The sequence below is a fragment of the Lunatimonas salinarum genome, from assembly GCF_017811155.1.
Classification (GTDB): Bacteria; Bacteroidota; Bacteroidia; order Cytophagales; family Cyclobacteriaceae; genus Lunatimonas; species Lunatimonas salinarum.
Window position 1 is genome coordinate 140,791 of the sequence record NZ_JACVCV010000011.1, and the last position, 20,068, is coordinate 160,858.

General features: G+C 46.8%; 16 protein-coding genes. 4 read left to right on the forward strand and 12 right to left on the reverse strand.

From position 1 onward, the window contains the following. Positions 1-144: 144 nt before the first annotated feature. The 6 genes from IAQ59_RS14620 to IAQ59_RS14645 form a co-directional block, all read right to left on the reverse strand. Complete coding sequence (locus IAQ59_RS14620; protein WP_209331568.1) at positions 145-1,278, reverse strand: 1-acyl-sn-glycerol-3-phosphate acyltransferase; 1,134 nt, start codon at positions 1,276-1,278, stop codon at positions 145-147. A gap of 186 nt (positions 1,279-1,464) precedes the next feature. Continuing rightward, the gene (locus IAQ59_RS14625) at positions 1,465-3,324 is read right to left on the reverse strand and encodes a RagB/SusD family nutrient uptake outer membrane protein (protein ID WP_209331569.1); all 1,860 of its coding nucleotides are present in this window, start codon (positions 3,322-3,324) and stop codon (positions 1,465-1,467) included. Positions 3,325-3,343: 19 nt separating this feature from the next. Continuing rightward, positions 3,344-6,520: a SusC/RagA family TonB-linked outer membrane protein gene (locus IAQ59_RS14630; protein ID WP_209331570.1), complete on the reverse strand. Its 3,177-nt coding sequence runs from the start codon at positions 6,518-6,520 to the stop codon at positions 3,344-3,346. Positions 6,521-7,151: 631 nt separating this feature from the next. Beyond that, the gene (locus IAQ59_RS14635) at positions 7,152-7,883 is read right to left on the reverse strand and encodes a sulfotransferase-like domain-containing protein (protein ID WP_245189617.1); all 732 of its coding nucleotides are present in this window, start codon (positions 7,881-7,883) and stop codon (positions 7,152-7,154) included. After that, positions 7,883-8,800: an aminotransferase class IV gene (locus IAQ59_RS14640; RefSeq protein ID WP_209331571.1), complete on the reverse strand. Its 918-nt coding sequence runs from the start codon at positions 8,798-8,800 to the stop codon at positions 7,883-7,885. The genes IAQ59_RS14635 and IAQ59_RS14640 overlap by 1 nt, the downstream gene beginning before the upstream one ends. Positions 8,801-8,815: 15 nt before the next feature. Then, positions 8,816-9,781 carry a Kelch repeat-containing protein gene (locus IAQ59_RS14645; protein WP_245189618.1) on the reverse strand — a complete coding sequence of 322 codons (966 nt, stop codon included), beginning with the start codon at positions 9,779-9,781 and terminating at the stop codon, positions 8,816-8,818. A gap of 185 nt (positions 9,782-9,966) precedes the next feature. On the opposite strand from IAQ59_RS14645, the gene IAQ59_RS22630 reads away from it, so the two are divergent. After that, a complete protein-coding gene (locus IAQ59_RS22630; protein WP_342450710.1) occupies positions 9,967-10,896 on the forward strand; it encodes a hypothetical protein in 930 nt (309 codons plus the stop codon). Positions 10,897-10,905: 9 nt separating this feature from the next. Further along, positions 10,906-11,346, forward strand: a complete 441-nt coding sequence (locus IAQ59_RS14660) for a MarR family winged helix-turn-helix transcriptional regulator (protein ID WP_209331572.1) — start codon at positions 10,906-10,908, stop codon at positions 11,344-11,346. A gap of 36 nt (positions 11,347-11,382) precedes the next feature. Here the strand turns inward: IAQ59_RS14660 and thrC are convergent, their stop codons facing one another. The 6 genes from thrC to IAQ59_RS14690 form a co-directional block, all read right to left on the reverse strand. After that, positions 11,383-12,681: a threonine synthase gene (gene thrC, locus IAQ59_RS14665; protein WP_209331573.1), complete on the reverse strand. Its 1,299-nt coding sequence runs from the start codon at positions 12,679-12,681 to the stop codon at positions 11,383-11,385. Between the two features lie 36 nt (positions 12,682-12,717). Next, positions 12,718-13,668 (reverse strand): homoserine kinase, encoded by a 951-nt coding sequence (locus tag IAQ59_RS14670; RefSeq protein WP_209331574.1) that lies wholly within the window; start codon positions 13,666-13,668, stop codon positions 12,718-12,720. A 2-nt stretch (positions 13,669-13,670) separates the two neighbouring features. Next, positions 13,671-16,121: a bifunctional aspartate kinase/homoserine dehydrogenase I gene (gene thrA / locus IAQ59_RS14675; protein WP_209331575.1), complete on the reverse strand. Its 2,451-nt coding sequence runs from the start codon at positions 16,119-16,121 to the stop codon at positions 13,671-13,673. A gap of 351 nt (positions 16,122-16,472) precedes the next feature. Next, positions 16,473-16,946 (reverse strand): nuclear transport factor 2 family protein, encoded by a 474-nt coding sequence (locus IAQ59_RS14680; protein WP_209331576.1) that lies wholly within the window; start codon positions 16,944-16,946, stop codon positions 16,473-16,475. Then, complete coding sequence (locus tag IAQ59_RS14685; protein ID WP_209331577.1) at positions 16,936-17,622, reverse strand: head GIN domain-containing protein; 687 nt, start codon at positions 17,620-17,622, stop codon at positions 16,936-16,938. Before IAQ59_RS14685 ends, IAQ59_RS14680 begins: the two co-directional genes overlap by 11 nt. Positions 17,623-17,665: 43 nt before the next feature. Further along, positions 17,666-18,343, reverse strand: a complete 678-nt coding sequence (locus IAQ59_RS14690; RefSeq protein WP_209331578.1) for an SDR family NAD(P)-dependent oxidoreductase — start codon at positions 18,341-18,343, stop codon at positions 17,666-17,668. Between the two features lie 85 nt (positions 18,344-18,428). Here IAQ59_RS14690 and IAQ59_RS14695 point away from each other — a divergent pair, with 85 nt between their 5' ends. Both IAQ59_RS14695 and IAQ59_RS14700 read left to right on the forward strand, forming a co-directional pair. Beyond that, a complete protein-coding gene (locus IAQ59_RS14695) occupies positions 18,429-19,307 on the forward strand; it encodes a mechanosensitive ion channel family protein (RefSeq protein ID WP_209331579.1) in 879 nt (292 codons plus the stop codon). Then, entirely contained in the window at positions 19,297-19,635 is a 339-nt protein-coding gene (locus IAQ59_RS14700; protein ID WP_209331580.1) for an MGMT family protein, read from the forward strand. The genes IAQ59_RS14695 and IAQ59_RS14700 overlap by 11 nt, the downstream gene beginning before the upstream one ends. Positions 19,636-20,068: the final 433 nt, after the last annotated feature.

Consider the following 20,068-nt stretch of genomic DNA (forward strand, 5'->3'; position numbering starts at 1 on the left):
GTCTCATCACAGAGGCAGACCCCCACTAGCCATTACGGGTAATCCACCTAATTCACAATTATTTCCGGGAATACCAATCCATCGTTATTCAATTAATTTTTATTGGGCTATCGGACATCTATTGGTAAAGAAACCAACATGCCACTAAGAGATCAAGACCTTGTGTTTGTTAATCACCGGGTTGGCATACATGGCTAAAAAACTCTGTACAGCCACCGGATTATCTTTATCCACCCCCGATAAAAACCGACTTTCAAAGGCCAGTTTCTCCGCCTCTGTATAGAGACTGGCGTATTCGTTGGAATTATGGAGTAAATCAACGGCTATATAATTGGTGGGCCATAGTTTGAAATTGGAAAGTATCACCCGGTCGATTTCCTCTCCAATTCGCTGAAGCTGTCTATTTAGCGTGGTTTCCTCCTGGAAAATGACGTCAATTTCATCATGAAGCACGTCACCGAGAGCGATATGAATACGTTTCTTTTGTCCCATGATTCCGCTGAGCAACGTTCGGAAGTCTTCATTTTTGTCTTTTACATAGGTTTCCGACCGGGCTTTGGCCAACAACTCCGGCATCTTCAGCAAGTCAGTGGGGTCGTTTTCATAGGATATGGAGACGGGAACAATCTTTAAGTGCTTGAAATACACCGCTAAATCCTGGCCCTCACAGGCCATGGATAACATCTTTAAAACACCTTTCTGGGTCATGTCATTGCCGTCCTTCGTACGTCCCTCCCGCTGGGCAATCCAAACTGACCGGTTTTCGTAAAAGATCGAGTCTCTAATGTACTCCGAATTTAACTTGGAACTTTCCAACATGGCACGGGAACTCAACCCACGATGTACGATAAAACTCCGGGTCAGCTTGGCCAATGCTTTCAAGAAAGGTTTTTTGACCAAGTTATCCCCGATCGCCGAAGTGGTCATTTTGCATCCATGTTCATACAATACTGCATTCAAAAGGGAGGTGTCGAGAATGATGTCCCGGTGGTTGGAAATAAATAGGTAAGCACTATTTTTCTCCAACTTCTCAAACCCGGAAGTTGTCAGTCCAGAGGAGCTTCGTTCCAGTACTCTCAAAACTGCCTGGTAGATGAAGTTAACCTGAAAATCCCTTATGGAATGTGTTCTGAGAAGCTGGCTTCGCCACGCTTCATCCGGCACATCCGGGAAAGTGAAATGCATGATCGCTTTCAGCATCGGGTGGTCTGCATACGCCGCCAATGCATCGTTCACTTCACTATCGTAATAAGGTCTTATAGCTTCAAATTTGGACATACCCATCTTTTAACGAAGGCGCAAAATACGAAAAATGATTCAGCTTTCAGTACCGCTGTTATAATATGTACGGAATAGTACAACTTTTACCCCCAAAGACAGCCGTTAAACCAGCCCTCTAAACCCAAAAAAAGGCCACCCCCAGTTGGAGGCAGCCTTTTCACTTTAAGCAGTTCCCGAAGCAACTTAGTAACCGGGATTCTGTATTAGATTTGCGTTACGCTGCATTTCCTGGAATTGGATAGGCATCCAATACATCTTGTCCAACCACAGTCGGTTTTCCTTTCCCGGATCGATATCGATTATCTCATAAGAGTAGTTGTACACATCTGGGTCGTATCGATAGACACTCAGGGACTGGCCAGGTTTAAAGGTACCGGTAATACTGATGCCGTTTGCCTGCCTTCCTAATGTCTCCGGCGCAATCATCCACCTTCGGGCATCGTAATAGCGCTGCTCCTCGTGGACCATTTCCTTACGCTTTTCGTTGATGAATGCCATTTTCAGATCGTCTCCAGATTCTGTGAGAGCTGGCAGACCAGCACGGAAACGAATCTTATTCAGCCAATTTCTGGCTTCCACATCCTCACCCAAAAAGATACAAGCCTCCGCATAATTGAAGATTACCTCGGTAAAGCGGATGTTCGGCCAAGGAATTTCCTGCCAGGTGTTTTGGTCTACAAAGTTTGGATCTGGTTCGATAAATTTTCTGATATAATATCCAGTATATGAACCGTTCCAGTCTTCAATCGGGCTGTTTCGGGTATCCAATCCAAAATGGGTGACCGCCTGTCCCTGCGCATTTGTACGCTCGTAGGTTCCAGTTTGAATTTGCCCAAGTGGATCCAAGGCCTGATTAGCAGAGGAACGCGGCTTCCATTGAGCGCCGTCATAGAGGAATGTCGCATAGAATCGGGCCTCTCTATCTTGGTAAGGTGCCTCATCATGTGCCGGATTATCCCAATCAAATGGCGTACCATCCATCATCGCATAATCGTCAATCAACAATTGGATGGGGGTATTTCCAGCCCAGTTATTGTATCCGTTAGGTCCGTTGTGCAGACCATGGCGACCCCCTGTTTCAGGCTTTTGAGCCAGAAAATAGCGACCGAAAATCATCTCCGCTTCGCCACCGTTTCGGGAAAGAGAGTTATTGGTATATACTTGGATTGCTTCACTGTGTGGTAGCGGCTCCGTCAAATTAAGCATGTTGCCATCAGCAATGTCCAGCACCGCTTTGGCAGCAGCCTTAGCACGTTGCAATCGCTCTGTGCGACTCCCCGTCGTATATCCTATCAATTCCTTATTCTGATACGAAGAAATAACACTGGACTTTCCAGATGCGACAGCCATATCGTGCAGGTCACTGGCCGCATAGATCAACACCCTTGATTTTAACGCCAGTGCTGCGATTCTATTTGCACGGCCCCTTACCATGTTGTGGCCATCGAGCAATTGTGCGGCACGATCCAGATCCTGAACGATAAACTCCACCACCTCCGAGAAGGTGTTTCTAGGAAGCTCGTAGGTTTCTTCCTCCAACGTGTACGCACGATCTGCAATGGGCACGCCACCATAATTACGCAATAACTGGTGGTGGAAATATGCCCGCATGAAAGTCGCCTCGCCAAGTAATCGGTCGACTATACCCCCTGCATTTTCAAACTGTGGGTCACTAAGGTTTTGGATGGCAATGTTTGCCGCACGTAAGCCATTGTACATGTTCACCCAACCTCGCGTGGCATCGATCCATCCCGGTGTTTCCGGATTGGATCGAGCCTCTGTTACTACGTTTATGTTTCGACCTGGGTGAGTAAAAATCGCCTCATCGGTCAAGGACGCCAGCGCTTGTTCGGAAAAACCTCCTTGTCCTAGGGCAGCGTAAATGTCCGTTACAAAGGCCTCGGCCAAACCTGCATCACGCCATACGGCTGATTCCGACACCTGTCCTAGGGGCTGGGTGTTCAAAAACTCGTCGTTACAGGAAGTAACAATCAATGTAGCTGAAATCAACCCTACCCAAATATGTTTTATATTGTATTTCATATCGTTACGTTTTTGGGGCTTAGAATGTTACTGATAGACCACCGTTGATCACCCTCGCTTGGGGATAGTATTGTCCTGTGGCATTGTCAGATTCCGGATCGTATACTTTCAGTTTATCCCAAGTCAATAAGTTCAAGCCATTTACATAAAATCGGAGATTACTGATACCGAACCGGCTTCCAACCTGTGAAGGCACGGTATAACCAATCTCTAGGTTTTTCAGTCGGATGTAGTCAGAACTTCTCCACCAGAAATCGTTGCCGGACGAAAAATACTGATCGCTTCGATTGGCGATCCGTGGATATTCCGTACTTGGGTTGTCAATCGTCCAACGGTTTTCATAGAATTCCAACAGGTAATTACCAATGTTTCCAGATTCGCCCAAGCTTACCTGCGCTATTGCACCAGCAGCCCCTTGGAACAGTACAGAGAGGTCAAAGTTTCTCCATTGTGCATTCATGTTCACACCACCTTGAAAACGAGGGATGTTGTTTCGATCTAAACGCACTCGGTCAAGCGGCGTAATGGCACCATCGCCATTGTAATCCACAAACTTCATATCACCCGGCCGCAATTGGTTCGTAATGGCTGAATAATCCAATGGATTAGCGGCGATCTCCTCTTCGGTCGCAAAAACCCCATCATACAGGTACATAGGAGCAGGCGTGTTCATTGGAAGGCCGGTAGAACGCTGCCACTCCGGTGCGCCCGGAGGCTCATCCCAGAAAAGAATTTTGTTATACGCGTACCCACCGTTTGCGCTGACGCTGTACTGTAGATCGCCCTTTCTACCACGATAGCCCACATTAAAGTCAAATCCTTGATTCTCGATTTCACCGATATTCTCTGCAGGTAAAAGAGACGCAAGTCCACTCGTCTGTGGAACAGATGCATTTCTTCTCCAAAGGATATTGGTTCGCTTGTTGTAGAAATAATCCAATTCAAAAAAGATTTTTCCATCCAACAGGGAGCCTTCTACGCCTATATTGGAGTTATTGGCCACCTCCCAGGTAATCGCATTGTTGGGTACCCGGGTTTCAAATAGCGTTTTTGCTTCATTGTTCTCCAAAATGTGGCTTCGGAAACCGTATGTAGAAAGGAATTGGTACTCCTGCAAGCTACCATCAAAGAAAATCTGGTCATTCCCCATCTGTCCCCAAGAACCTCTTACTTTGAAGAAATCCATCACAGGAATGTTATTTTTCCAGAAATCTTCCTCAGACACTACCCAACCGGCCATTACACCCGGGAAGAATCCGAAACGGGTTTGCTCAGGAAAAATGTAAGAACCGTCATACCTCCAAAGAAACTCGAACAAGTATTTTTCCTTGTAGTTGTAGGCCATTCTACCGAAGTAATTCAATCGGGCTCTTTCGAAACCTCCACCCCCGTTGTCCTTTTCGGCATCGCCACCGGCAAACATCTGATCGATAGCGGGCGAAATAAAGAACCTCCTGTAAGCGAAGAAATCATCGCCTTCTACGGTTTCTTTGTTCACACCTGCCAAGAAATTCAGCCCATGATCACCGATTTGCTTGTCGTAGGTAAACACACCACCCAATAGGATATTCAGCTGATTATTATTGGATTGACGCAACCGGGGCTCAGCAGGCCCTCTTTCACTGGGAACCAACACCGGAGTCACACCATCTGCTTCAAAGCCGCTCCCTCTCTGATAAAGAATCCAAGGAGTCTCCCATCGCTTCTGGAATCGGCTCAGTTTATCCACGGAAGCAGTACCTTGGAATTTCAATCCTTCCACTCCTGGTATTTTGATATTGATCGCACCGTTGGTCTGAAAGTAATCACGGGTATCGCGGTCGTAACCTGTCGCATTGGTGGTGATGACGACTGGGTTCTCCCCGTTTTCGATGTCCGGACCTGGTCTGCCGTCAGGCCAGAAAGCAGGCTCATGCGGCTTGCCCCTCATCTGCATACGGAAGATTGCACCAGCACCACGGGTAGGGAAGAATCGGTATTCCTGACGGGCCAATATCCCTAATTGCAAATCAATGTATTCATTTACCTTTGCATCCAAATTCAACCGCATATCATACTGTTTGTAGCCAGTAGCTGAATTTCGGTAGTATGCGTCTTGGTTTTGATAACCCAACGAAGCAAGGTAGCGTATATTCTCTCCTCCTCCATTCAACTGTAGATTGTGTCGAACCTGTGGAGACCATGGCTTAAGCGTAGCACCAAACCAATCTGTATTGGGATAGTTCCATGGATCGGTTCCCGCACGGTGCATTTCTAAGGCATTCGGGCTAAAGGGAGCTGTTCTCTCCTGTCCATTGGGACGGGTGTAAGACCCCGTAGCACGATAGGCATCGGTAGCAGCTCTCCATTCGTTCACGGGCAACTCATACACGCTAAGATCGTTCAGCATCTCTCCATACTGTGCTGCATCGGCCATTCTGGGTATCACGGTTGGCTGTGCAAATCCTTGGTTAAACTGATACGTCAACTCAGGCTTTCCGGATTTTCCCCGCTTGGTGGTCACCAAGATTACACCGTTGGCCGCACGCGCACCGTAGATGGCGGCAGAAGCATCCTTCAATACGGAAATCGTTTCGATGTCATTTGGATTCAATCGATCGATACCGCCCGCACGGGCAGGAATCCCATCGATTACGATCAAGGCATCATTGTTACCAAGGGTGTTGGAACCCCGGATACGGATACCTGAACCATCGTAGCCCGGCTCACCGGATCGGTTTACGGCGATCACTCCGGCCATTCGTCCTGCGATGGAATTGGTCAGGTTCATCGCGGGGGATTTCACCAGCTCCGCTCCCTTTACCGTCGCCACGGAACCTGTGATGGTCTCCTTCTTCTGCTCACCATATCCCACCACGATAACCTCGCTGAGGGATTGCATATCCGGCATTAGTGTAACCTCCATGCTGGAGCGACTCCCTACTTCTGCTTCGAAAGGGGTAAATCCCACAAAGGAAAATACCAACACGTTATCTCCCGGCTGAAGCGACACGCGGAACTGACCATCGATGTCCGTCACACCTCCACGAGTAGTGCCTTTTACAAGCACGGAAACACCGGGAAGCGGAAGGTTATCCTCTCCGGAAATAACCGTACCCGTCACTTCCCTGGTCTGGGCTTGCGTAGTCAGCGTTGACACCATAAAAAGCATCAACCCTACCCACAGCAATTTGATTTTGGGTAAATAGTTTGTCATACGTTTTTTTGGATTTAAGAAAACAATAATTAATGATTGTTAATTTTACACGTTAAAGATGAGGGGTTTATTTATTTTTTGCAATGTTTAGTTTTAAACGTAATTTTTAATATTTCAATAGAATATTAGGGAAATTGCCCGCTAGATAGAAAATTGTTAACAGCTTTGGATAAACGTAAAAATATTTTCAAAACAACAGTTAATTCGTTGTAGATTCTCAAAAAATCAAGCTCCCGGCAGATTGGGTGTATTTGGTCGGTAAAAGTAGATGATAGGTGGATTTTTGGAGGTATGATTGCGGCTATTTGTACGTGATTTTACTCCCTAGCCAAAAAATCGCCCTAACCACCGATCACAGATCAGATTGACTTCTCTGAATTTTATCTTATATTTGTTTTGTAAGGTTTATTAAAGGAAAGAATAGTCGGCTTTTGGCTGTCTGTTCTTTATTTATTTTTGGCCTATGTGGAGTTTAAATCTATTTTGAATTCCGATCATCTGGCGATATAGCCGTATATCTTGTTCAATACGACTTTTTTCAGCTTCTGACAAAAAAAGCAACCAAGCCTGTGGGCGTGATGAATTCATCGGAACGACAAAAACCTCTAGATGTACCATCAAAGAGACCGCTTCATAACTTACATTCCATTAATTTTTCATACAGCGGCTGGCAAGCAGCCAAAAGGGGTTCGAGAGAACTTGGAAAAGGGACATCTTTGGGCTTGTAAGGTGCAAACCCGGTAGATCGGTGCACGTTAGAATACCAATAGGGTGCCCAAATACCATCTTCCTTGCGGGGCCCTTCTTCCCAAGAAAGCATTGCCGGATCAAAGGGAATTCCAATTCGCTCACACAAGCGCTCCAAGTAACCCGCCGGATTCAATAGGAGGTCTTTGGAATCCACCACCACAAAAGGTAGGGATTCATTTCTAAAATAATTCAATAACTCCACCTGCGCTTGATAGCCCACGTCATTCATAGCGGGCTTTGCTATCACCTCTCGAAACGAAGACAACATTTCCCGAGGTTCACGGGTCAGTATCACATTAAATCCTTGCTTCATAAAAGCCCGGTTCAAATCCAACAGGTGATGACACATATTCTTATAAAAGAGCACTGGCTTCTCCTGATTCTTCTGCATCGCCATCACGACCCGATCCCCATCATGTTCCATGGTCCTTAATATGTCCTCGGTACCCGGGTGATATGCTTTCGCAGGACTATGGGCAAGGTAATATCCGTATAATGGCTCATCAAACACCTGGGTGTCCGTCCGCTGCGCAAACGCATACATCAGTGCCGTGGAGATATTTCGTGGCCCGGACCACACAAATATTCGTTTCGTAGTTTGCATTCCACCCATCACTGTCGCTTGATTTCCTCCTGTATCAACCCCTCATACCAATCGCTCAACTGTTTGGTTATTGGGCCAAAGGCTCCTTCTCCAATGTCCTTGCCGTCAATGACCGTGACCGGCGTAAGCCCACCAAAAGTACCCGTAACGAATGCCTCATCAGCCCCGTACACGTCGAAAAGCGAAAAATCTTTTTGCCTGCATACCACCCCATACCGCTCACATAATTCTATTACATGCGCTCGGGTGATGCCATTCATGCAATACTGCCCCGTGGATGTCCAAACTTCCTTCCCCTTCACCATAAAAAAATTGGTGGAATTACAAGTGGCTACAAAACCGTTTACATCTAGCATCAAGGCCTCATCCGCTCCAGCCTCTATCGCCTGAATCAATGCCTGTACCTCATGGAGTTTACTATGGCAATTGAGGCGGGGATCCAAGTAATCGGGAGAACCGCGACGAATCGTACTGGTCCACAGCGAAATCCCCCGGTTTTTATTGTCTACAGAGGCCTGCTTGTGCTCCGCCACAATGACGACATTGGGGCCTGAAATCGTGAATCGAGGATCCTGAGAAGGGGTTTTCTTGATGCCCCGTGTCACCATAACCCGCACATGCACATGGTCTCGCATGGCATTGGCATCCAAGGTACGCTGTATATCTGTTCGTAAGGAATCCCTACTGAAGGGCAAGTGCATGCCCACCACTTTGGCCGACTGCCAAAGCCTATCCAAATGCTTATCCAAAAAAAGCATCTTTCCTTCGTGATACCGAAAAGCCTCCCAAACACCATCTCCTACCAAGTATCCACTATCAAAGACGGAAATTTTGGCATCCTGCCTTGGAAGCAATTCTCCATTAATGAAAACCTGTATATCCTTATTCCGCCCGTCTTCGACTGCGTTATGCGTTCCTTTTACCATGCGTTTTGTCGATTGCTATTTTAGTACCTCCATGCTGTTCAGTTCCGGGTTACCTCCCCTGTTGCCGCAACCGGCTGCGACGTAAAATTTACCACCCAAAGGCACTACCTGCATACCATGTCTGCCGCGCTCCAACCGGTTCAACAGCCTCCACCCTTTGCCAGGTTCAAAATATTCCACTTCATCGTGGGCGGCCACCTGATGGTCACTTTCTCCTCCCACAACAATAAATCCATTGCCATAATTAACCGCAGAATTTCCGGCCCGCTCGGTGGGCAGATTATAATCGGCCCGGAGGGTTTCCCAGGCATTCCTTTGAAAATCATACACATCCACCTCGGCATAGGTAAGCTCAAAACCATGCCCTTCTTTGGCAAAAGACCTTCTCCCGCCAACTGCATACAGCTTGTCGCCTAAAACCACCGCCTGAAAATGGTCTCTCACTCGGGGCATGTCCGCAAGCCTGGTCCACCGACCGGTTTGCGGATCATACTCATCCAAATACTCCCTATTGTCAGCCCAATGTCCATCCTCTGCACCTCCCAACAAATAAAATTTATCCTTATAAACCGCCACGCCCGCGGCGCCTCTTCTTCGGTCGGCGGGAATTTCGTCACCTTGGATCCAGGTATCCAAAACAGGGTCGTATATATAAATATGGGACACCGGCATTTCATGAGGATACCCACCGGTAAACGCACCTAACACATATATTTTTCCTTGGTAAGGTACCGCTTGAAAATGGTGCATTTCAAAAGGAGGCATTCCCTTCGTTTCCCATCGGTTCGTATTGGGATCATAGACTTCTACCGCCTTCAGCCCCCGTCCACCGAGTAAGTAAAGCTTGTCACCGATAGCCGCAGCCGCACATTCATGCCTTTCCGTACAGGAATTAGCAGGGTTTAGCGTAGACCAAGTTTGTGCTTGCAAAGTGCCTAAAAAAAGTAGGCCCGTTACCATAAGATTCCACATCAGCTTCATAGCGTAGGTTTGAGATGATTGAGCGACGAATTTAGGCATTTCGCGTCATTTACCCCCTTATCCTTACCAAAAAGTGCTTGAATACGCGCCTGTTTTGGTAACAGCGGAAATTGTCCACCAAAAAAAGAATCCTTCTCTTTGGGAAAATGTGAACCAAACCCTATTTATATCGTTTACGATATAATATGAAACGATATTTACCCAATCCGTACGTAGAAACCCATCTACTTCAAAAAATTCTCCGTATCATACTTGGCTCCTTTATGATCTTGGCTGCCATCGGCCATTTCACGTTTCAGCGGGAAGAATTTCAAGCTCAGGTACCAAACTGGATTCCATTGAGCAAAGACTTGGTAGTCATCCTGTCCGGCATCATCGAGTTATCCCTCGGCTTGGCCATGGTATTTTGGAAAAAGCATCGGGTTTGGGTAGGTCTGGCGTTGGGAATCTTTTTTGTGCTAATTTTTCCGGGAAATGTCGCTCAGTACGTAAATGGAACGGATGCCTTTGGCTTGGACACCGACCGTGCACGCCTCATTCGTTTGTTTTTTCAGCCGGTTCTGATCCTTTGGGCACTTTGGTCCACAGGTGCGCTCAAGGCCCTTTCTAAGCGAAATGCAACTACACAACAGCTTAACGAGACAACCTTTTATGACCTAGAAGCAACCGACATTCGGGGAGTTACTGTGAAGATGGACCAATTCAAGGGAAATGTGGTATTGGTTGTAAACACTGCGACCAAGTGTGGCCTTGCCCCACAATTTGAAGGCTTAGAAAAACTACACCAGACCTACCAAAAAAATGGCTTAGTGGTATTGGGCTTTCCTAGTAACCAATTTGCCAATCAGGAACCCGGCTCAGACAAGAACATATCCGAAACCTGTAGCATCAATTATGGTGTCACCTTCCCACTCATGCGCAAGGTACACGTAAACGGGAAAAACACCCACCCGGTGTTTGCCTACCTCAAACAGTCCTTGGGCGGTCTCTTTACCGATGATATCAAGTGGAACTTCACAAAATTCCTGATTGATCGTGACGGTAACCCGGTAAAGCGCTTTGCTCCCACCACCAAACCCGAAAAAATAGAAGCCACCATCAAGCAGCTTCTCTAATTACCGACCATGAATGAAGACGTGCTAAAACTTGAAAATCAGATCTGCTTTCCACTTTATGCGGCCTCCAGACTGATCATAAAACGCTACCAGCCTTTGCTTCAGGAACTGGAAGTCACCTACCCTCAGTATTTGGTATTACTGTTACTTTGGGAAAAAGACGGACAAAAAGTCACGGATCTGGGAGAATGCCTTCTTTTGGAAACCAGTACCCTGACCCCCCTGCTAAAGCGACTGGAACAAAAAGGTTACATCAAACGGGAGCGATCCGAGCAAGACGAAAGGCAAGTGATCATCAGCCTAACGGATACCGGTAAATCAGCCAAACAAAAAGCCCTTCCGATTCCTCATAAACTTTTCCAATCCATCCAACAGGGACAACTTGACCAAGAAGACCTGCATAACCTAAAAACCATCCTTCAAGCGTTTATCCACTTTAACCGGGCGTGAATCTAGGTCGCATACCTAATAACCAATCCTAATCGTTTACACGGACTGGAGCAAAAACTCCCGAAAAGCCTGGTAATCGTTTGCGATCGGAATGGATTTTTTCTCGCCCTTCATAAAATCCATCAATCGACTAGGCATATCCAAGGATTCGTCCAGCGTCTCCTCCACCACATCCCGGAACTTACCAGGATGGGCGGTTTCCAGAAAAATACCCTCGTAGGGCTCTTCTTGCGAGGCCATAAAATCCTTCAAGCCCAAATACGCCACAGCCCCATGGGGATCCATGGTATAGCCCGTGCTTTTTCTCACGGCCTTCATGGCTTCGCTGGTTTGGCTATCCGAGTAAAAATAGCCCTTCACTTTATCCCGAAGCATTGCCTCATCTCCACCGTACAAAGCCAACAGCCGGTAAAAGTTGCTGGGATTTCCCACATCCATGCTATTACTGATTGTTTGGATGGAAGGTTTTGGGGCAAAGGGGTGTCCCTCCAAGTACGCTGGCACCACCTTATTGACATTCGTAGCCGCCACAAAGACCTCGATGGGCAAGCCAGCCCTTTCCGCCAACATTCCCGCCGCGATATTTCCAAAGTTGCCACTGGGAACCGAAAAAGCAATCTTACCGTGCCCCTCGGGCAACCTGGAAACCGCATAAAAATAATAAAGACACTGTGGAATCCACCTTGCGATGTTGATGGAGTTTGCAGAAGTCAGCAGCATTTTCCCTTTGAGCGCTGGATCCAGAAAAGCCTCCTTCACCATTCGTTGGCAATCGTCAAACACACCATCTACCTCCAAGGCCGTCACGTTACCGCCCAGCGTGGTAAATTGTTTTTCCTGCAGTTCACTAACCTTGCCGGAGGGATACAGTATAACCACTTCCACACCTTCGACACCAAAAAACCCATTGGCAACGGCACTGCCGGTATCTCCCGAAGTTGCCACCAATACTTTCACCTGCTGTTTATCCAGCAGCAAACTCATGAGCTTAGAACAAAATCTCGCCCCAAAGTCCTTAAAGGCCAAGGTGGGACCGTGAAACAACTCCAAGCTAAACACATGCTCCTCGATCTGAACCAAGGGGGCGTCAAACTGCAAGGTATGGTCTACCAAATCCCTAATTTGCTCTACGGATAAGTCCTCGGAAAAAAGTGCCGCAATCACCTCGTAGCCTATTTCCCGAAAGGACATCTCCCTCATACGCTGTATGAGTGACGGTGACAAAACAGGAATGGATTCCGGCATATAGAGCCCTTGGTCTGGTGCTAAACCCTGAATCACTGCTTCCTGAAGGGAAACGGTGTGCGTTCTATCGTTGGTACTGAAATACTTCATGGTACTAGAGGTTGGCAGCTAGGCGGAACTGCGGGTTTATGCCAATTTTTTCTCTTCGATAACATAGGCGCCACGGGTGTTTATGGCAGACACGTATACATCGATCTCCAGGCCAACTTTGTCGTAAGCCTCCTGAGACCTTCTGCTGACCTCCCAAGCTATCTCTTCGGTAGGCGAAAGTATAAACAGCGTGGGACCCGAACCGGAAATCCCGCAGCCAAGTGCACCCGCAGTTTTTATAGCTTCTTTCATCTCATCATACCCAGGGATAAGAATAGATCGGGAAGGCTCTGCAATGACATCATTCAATGATCGGCTGATAAGGGCCATATCCTCTTGATACAGGCCAGCCACTAGGCCTGCAATATTGCCGGATTGGGTGGTCGCATCCTTTAAAGAAACGTGCTGCTTCAAAACACTTCGCGAGTCAGCCGTATTCAAAACCAAATGGGGATGCACCAAGGTACAATAAAGGCCCCTGGGAACATTAAGTGGAATCACGTCCAACGGGTGATAGTCTCTGATCAGCACAAAGCCCCCTAAAAGGGCCGGAGAAACATTGTCTGCATGTCCTGCGCCACAGGCAACCCGTTCTGATTCGATGGCGAAGGGCAGTAGGGCGGATTTCTCAAATGGGTTTCCTAAAAGCCTGTTAGTAGCCACCAAAGCGGCGACGGCCGACGCGGCACTGGAACCCATACCACTTCCCAGGGGCAACCCTTTGTACAATTCTATGTCTACACCACCATGGTAACCCATGTCTTTAAGCATGGCATTAACAGCGACCCCGCAGGTGTTTTTTTCTATTTCGTACGGAAGCTTGCCGTTATCCCCCTCTATGCGTGTAACGCGGATCTCGTTTAGGTCATTTAGACTTACGGTGACCTTATCACCTAGGCTATCCACGGCAAACCCCAGAATATCAAAGCCACAGGACACATTGGCTACCGTAGCTGGAGCAAAGGCAGTTACTTTCTTATTTTCCATCTTTATCGGGAATAATTACCTAGTCGAATGATGTCTGCAAACACGCCTGCCGCTGTCACATCGGCCCCAGCCCCGGGACCGCGTATGATCATCGGAAATTCATGGTAACGTTCGGTGGTAAATAAGATCATGTTATCGCTACCTACCAAGGAGAAAAAGGGATGGCTGGCATCCACTGAACGCAGTCCAACGGAGGCTTTCCCATTTTCCAAAACCGCCATAAATCGCAATTTCTCACCCTTTCGGTTTGCCTCCTCCAGCAATTCCTTAAAATGATCATCGTGGGCACGAAGCTTCTCCATAAACTCCCCCACCGACCTGGTGTGCACACAGTCATCGGGCACCATGCTTTGGACGGTAACGTCTTCAAAATGGAGCTCTTGCTCTGCTTCCCGACCGAGGATCAAAATCTTTCGGGCCACATCCATGCCACTCAGGTCATCTCTAGGATCCGGCTCGGTGTATCCTTTTGCCTTGGCATTGGCCACTACCTCACTAAATGGAATGCCCTTGCTAAGTTCGCTAAAAATAAAGTTCATCGAACCACTCAACACCCCTTCGATACGGATCACTTTGTCACCGCTCAAGATGAGATCCTGCAACGTATTGATCACCGGTAAACCTGCCGCCACATTGGTCTCGTACAGAAATTTGATATTACGCTGACCGGAAAGCTTCTTTAGCTCCTTGTACTTCTCCAAGGTACCTGAGTTGGCCTTTTTGTTCGGTGTTACTACAGCTACTTTTGATTCCAACACCCGCTGATAACTGTCTGCCACTTCTTGACTTGCCGTGCAATCCACCAACACTGAATTGGAGAAATTCATGCTGTTCATGGTATTTAGGAACACATTCAGATCCATCGGAAGGTCTCTTTCGGACGGCACAGGATTTTGAGAGAGGTCAAAGCCGTCTTCGTCAAAGGCCATATACCGTGAATTGGCCAATCCGTGGATTTTGATATCCAACATATAATCGGACTGCAACTTGGAGAGTTGGTTGTTGATCATCTTCATCAAGGCTTTCCCTATCAGACCTACCCCTACCAAAAAAACGTGCAGCACCTTGTTATCTGCCAAGAAAAACGCTTCGTGCAATGCGTTCAACCCCTTCTGAAGGTCGGTTTGTTTGATTACCGCCGAAATATTCAACTCTGAACTGCCCTGGGCAATAGCTGAAACGTTGATATTGTTTCTTCCCAGTGCCTGAAACAGCCTGCCGCTGGCACCGGGGTGATGTTTCATGTTTTCCCCTACTACGGCAATCACGGCCATGTTGGGGACGACGGCCACTTTATCCATCTCCCCAGCAATGATCTCGTAATGAAATTCTTGCTCCAGCACCTCTTTGGCCTTTGCTGCATCCGATGATTTTATCGCAATGCAGATGCTGTGTTCCGAAGAAGCCTGGGATATCAAGATTACATTTACTCCAGAACGGGCCAAAGCCCCAAATACCCGGCTACTGACCCCAACCACTTCTACCAGGCCGGATCCTTGTACATTTAGCAAGGAAATGTGGCTGAGCGAAGATATCCCCTTTATCAGCTTGTTGTTTTCTGTTTCGTCACAAATTAAGGTACCGGAATTAGCGGGATCAAAGGTATTCTTTATGTAAATAGGAATGCGTCGGCGCATTGCCGGCTGCATGGTGGCCGGAAAAACCACCTTTGCTCCAAAATGGGAGAGCTCCATGGCCTCGCTGTAACTCAACTGTGGAATAGTGATCGCCGAATAAACCAGCTTGGGATCCGCGGTCATCACCCCTGATACGTCGGTCCAAATTTCCAAAGAATCGGCCTTCAACGCGGCGGCAAAAATCGCAGCCGTATAGTCCGATCCACTTCTGCCGAGTGTCGTGGTCTCCCCTTTATCTGTAGACGACACAAACCCGGTAATAACCAACATTTTGCCTTTGTTTTTGGTGTAAAAATCCCAGATCAACTGATTGGTGGTCGGGAAATTCACCTTAGCATTTCCAAAGTGATCGTTTGTCCTAACCACCTCCCTGGCATCTAAAAACACCGTATCTAGGGATTTCTCCCGCAGCGCCTCCGCCAATATGTAAGCAGAAATCCGCTCGCCAAAGCTAACCACATAGTCTGAAGTTCTGGCAGAAAATTCCTTTATCAGAAAAATCCCGTGAAACAAATCCTCCAACTCGTTAAATCGAACCTTGACGTAAGTTAGCACGGATGACTGTCGCTGCACCGGGATAAGCTGCTTGACCAGTTGCATATGGCGCTTCTCCATCGCGAGCAACAAGGGCTGATAGGCCGGATCGTTGTTTTTGGCAAGTGCAGAACACCGTAACAGGTCTTCCGTCACCCCACCAAATGCGGAAAAAACCACCGCTATCTCACCCTTGTCCTTTTCCTTCCCTATGATGTTGAGAACGCTCTTTATCCTGTCTATATCTCCAATGGAGGAACCGCCAAATTTTAATATTTTCATTGCTTTACATATGATTAAAAGGTAGTGGATAAGCCTAAAATAGACCTTGCAAAAAGGGGGATATGTGTTTTCAGAACGGGATTAACCCGTAATGGAGGTGTAAGTACGAAAGGTTGAACCGGTAGAAAAATAGGCGCAGTCAATCGTCCAAACGGATTCGGACGCCGGTTTACCTGTCATTGTGTGTACTGCGTAATCCATACTTCTTGAATTGAGGCACAATTCTAAGGACAAATTTTATATATCACAAGTTTTTAGGGCCTGAATTACCAAAAGAAACTGCCTCCGAACCAGTTCACCGAATCAACCTTGGGTAGCTCGATTGCAAACCTACGGCACAAAAAAGGCCGCCTATCGGCAGCCTTCCTTTCTTCGCGTATCGATCACGTGGGTGATCTGCCACCCTTCGGCAGCTCGGATCAACTGAAATGAGTTCACCCCGCAATGACTGAATTTGCCATCCACATAAAACTCATATGGTGTCCATGCATGGGCCAATAAACCATCAACCTGTATACTATATGCCAAAAGCCGCTCATCCAACTCTACCTCGCTGGTTCCAACTCTTTTCAAGAATTCACTGACATCATTGGTTCCTAGACTGGCGACAGTTCCGTCCTGAACCACCGTCTGCATGACAGCATCCACGTGAAAGGCCTGCCGAATGGTTGCGCTATCCTTCTTCTTCATAGCCACAAAAAATCCTTGGAGCAGATCACGAACTTCGTTCTCCGCACTAAGCTGCTGGGCAAACAATCCGTGCTGGGAGCCACCCCAAAACAGCGTAACAAACAAAACAAACCTGGCAACCACACTATTTTTCATCGATCGCGCCTCCTGTATTTGTCTTCACATCCAAAATCTTGGGATCTCCGGTGTAAGTAATTCTGCCGCGCGTGGCTGCGGTACCCTTTAAGGATTCCGTCACCATAAAGCTGCCCTTTGCGTTGGTATTGATTTTTACCTCCGCATGGGCAACTTCAAGTCCTTCTGCATCAATTTCTGCATTGGTAGCCGCCGAAAAATTCAAATCGGAGGCTTTACCCTTCACAAAAATCTTGGAGTTGGTTTGGGCTTCCAACACCAAACCCTGTGCTTGTATAACGGCCTCAATGTAACTGCTGGTGGCGGCTGACAATTGAACGGATCTGACCGCCAAGGGGTCCTTGATAAACACCTTGGCGCTGGTAGCAGCCTGCACATTCTCTAAATCTACATAAGTGATTGTGGCTTTCACGGTTGCCGACCGCGGCGTTACTCCGGCAATCTTCATCTCAAGCACCCTATTGGTCACGGAAGTCTCCACCCTAGATAGCTCCAATCCCGATGCGGTAATTTCAATTCCGTGTTTTTCTCCTTTTACAAAGACCGCTTCAATGCCATTGGAAACGCTCACGCCATTAAAGGCCGGAAGAGGCCTTGTCTCGTTATTCGTTTGGGCCATCAGCATTTGAGGTAGAAAAAACCCCATAAAAAGCACCATTAGAATTCTACTGTTCATAAATAACATGGTTTATCTTCTTTTTGAATTATCATAGCTTGAATCAAACTCCACCATATAACTTAAAGGTCATGTTTCGCAACGCCCCGGTATTCACCGCATAATGCATGGCTTCCGCAATATCAGCCGGAGAAACCCATTGCGTAAAATCCGCATCCGGCATACTTTCTCTATTCTGTGGTGTGTCTATAATGCTCGGCACAAAGACATGGGAACGTATCTGTGTCCCAGACACTTCATGGGCGGTAAATTCTGCCAAATCTATCACCAATCCCTTGCTCAAAGCGTATGCCAAAGCGTGTGTCCCAGAAGCCTTTTCCAATGCCGGCCTGGCTCCAACAAACAGAAAACACCCTCGGTTGGCCTTTTTCATAGCGGGCAAAAAGGCTTTCACCATATTAAAGGCACTAAAGAAATTCAGTGAAAACATGTTGGACAATTCCGACTGGGATGTTTCTTCCAACGACCCCATGGCAAATCCACCAACAAGTAATGCCACACAATCGAGTTCTCCATACTGCAGATTGTATTCCTTGGCAAAGGCAAGTACCGCCTTCTCGTCTGTCACATCCACCTGGTACACATCGTCTGCCTCCTCCAACTCAACATCACTCCCAGGCTCAACCAAGGCAATGACCTGGTACCCTTCTCGCTTGAATTTAGCGATAACCGCCGTACCCAAATTACCCGTACTACCTGTTACGATGATATTCCGATCCATTCATTATTTATTTACGTTTCAAACCGATAATTTTGCGAGCATCTCTCCAAATCCTTAAAATTAAAGATTTATTTTTGAAATACCCATGAATCCAAAAAAAGACCAAATAGAAGTCTCCGAGCGAAAGCGTCGGTCCATTTTTCTGGTAAAAATTGTCGTATACATAGCCTTGCTGGTAGGGTCTGAATATTTGGGCCCTCTAATCCAGCCGTACTTTCCAAAAATCAACCGCTACCTGACCGCCCTTGAAGTGGTTGTAGCCGGCAACTTGGTTATTTCTCTGGGTAGGATCATACTAATACGCTTCTATTTGAGAAGAAAGCGACGAACCGGCTTACACGGTAATTTCGTGTTGGGTATCAACCGCATTGCAAGCATCCTAAATGTTATTATCGTCCTGCTGGGTATCATGGTACTGGTAGATATTCAGCCACTTGAATTCCTATCGAGCATCACCATCGTTGCGGCTGCAATTGCGCTGCTCTCCAAGGACTATATCACCAACATGATTAATGGGCTGATTATTATGTTTTCTGACCAATTGACTCTTGGAGACCATATCAAAATGGGTGAATTCAAAGGAAAAATTCAGGACATCACCCTGCTTAATGTCATCATCGCAAATGAAGATGACGACCTCGTTATGATACCAAACAGCTTAATCCTTTCCTCCCATGTGATTAATCACTCGCGTCAAAACATAAAAAAAATGTCCTTCGAGTTTGAAACAAAGCTGAGCGACAAACTAAACCTGGACTCACTGGAAAACAGCTTAATTCGACACCTAAACCCCGTAGAAAAACACATTTCCAAAAACTCCTTTGTCCTCAAGGCAATTGCAATCCAGCGGGATGCCGTAAAAATAAAAGTCCAATTTCAGCTGATAAGTGGAGACCGCGCAGTGGAAAAGAAAATCAAACGAATGATCAATCAGAAAATCATCCAACTGTCCAGTGAACTCTAATCAGCAAAACTTTTTCAATGATGTATACGAAGTGGTCCGTCAGATTCCCGAAGGACGTGTGACCTCATATGGTGCTATCGCCTCCTTTCTGGGTGCAAAAAGTGGGGCGAGAACTGTGGGATTTGCAATGAACGCATCACATGTAGCAGGAGATATTCCCGCTCATAGAGTCGTAAACCGCAAAGGTATGCTTACGGGCAAAAATCATTTTGGACACCCACTGGAAATGCAAAAGTTGTTAGAACAAGAGGGGATTCGGGTAAAAAATGACTGTGTGGTAGACTTTGAAGACCATTTCTGGGACCCTAGTGTCCATTTAACACTTTGACTTTTCCCGCCGACACCTCACTCTCAAGCGTCCGTCGCATGTTCTAAACCAAATGAACGAGAGCAATCCCGTCGATGATTTTCCCGGTCCCCATTTCATGGGGTATCATGTTGCTTTTAGGCAGTAAAAACGTGCCCCGGTTTATCGAAATGCGTGCCTGTTCGGCAGACAAGAAAACCTTCGTATGATATATTAATTTCCCTCCATGTGTCGCCTGCGTACAACCTTACCACCCGTAGAGGACAGAGGTCTAAATTTCGTGTTGTTTTAACAATAATTCAACAAACATCCCAAAATTTTGACTCACAATTAATTTTTTCATCCATTCATAACCGATACAAAAAAATAACCTACTGTTGTCTAGGAGATTAAAATAAGTTTATTTAGCTTTGAAAAACATTTTTAATAATACAAAAAAGACAAACGGGAACAA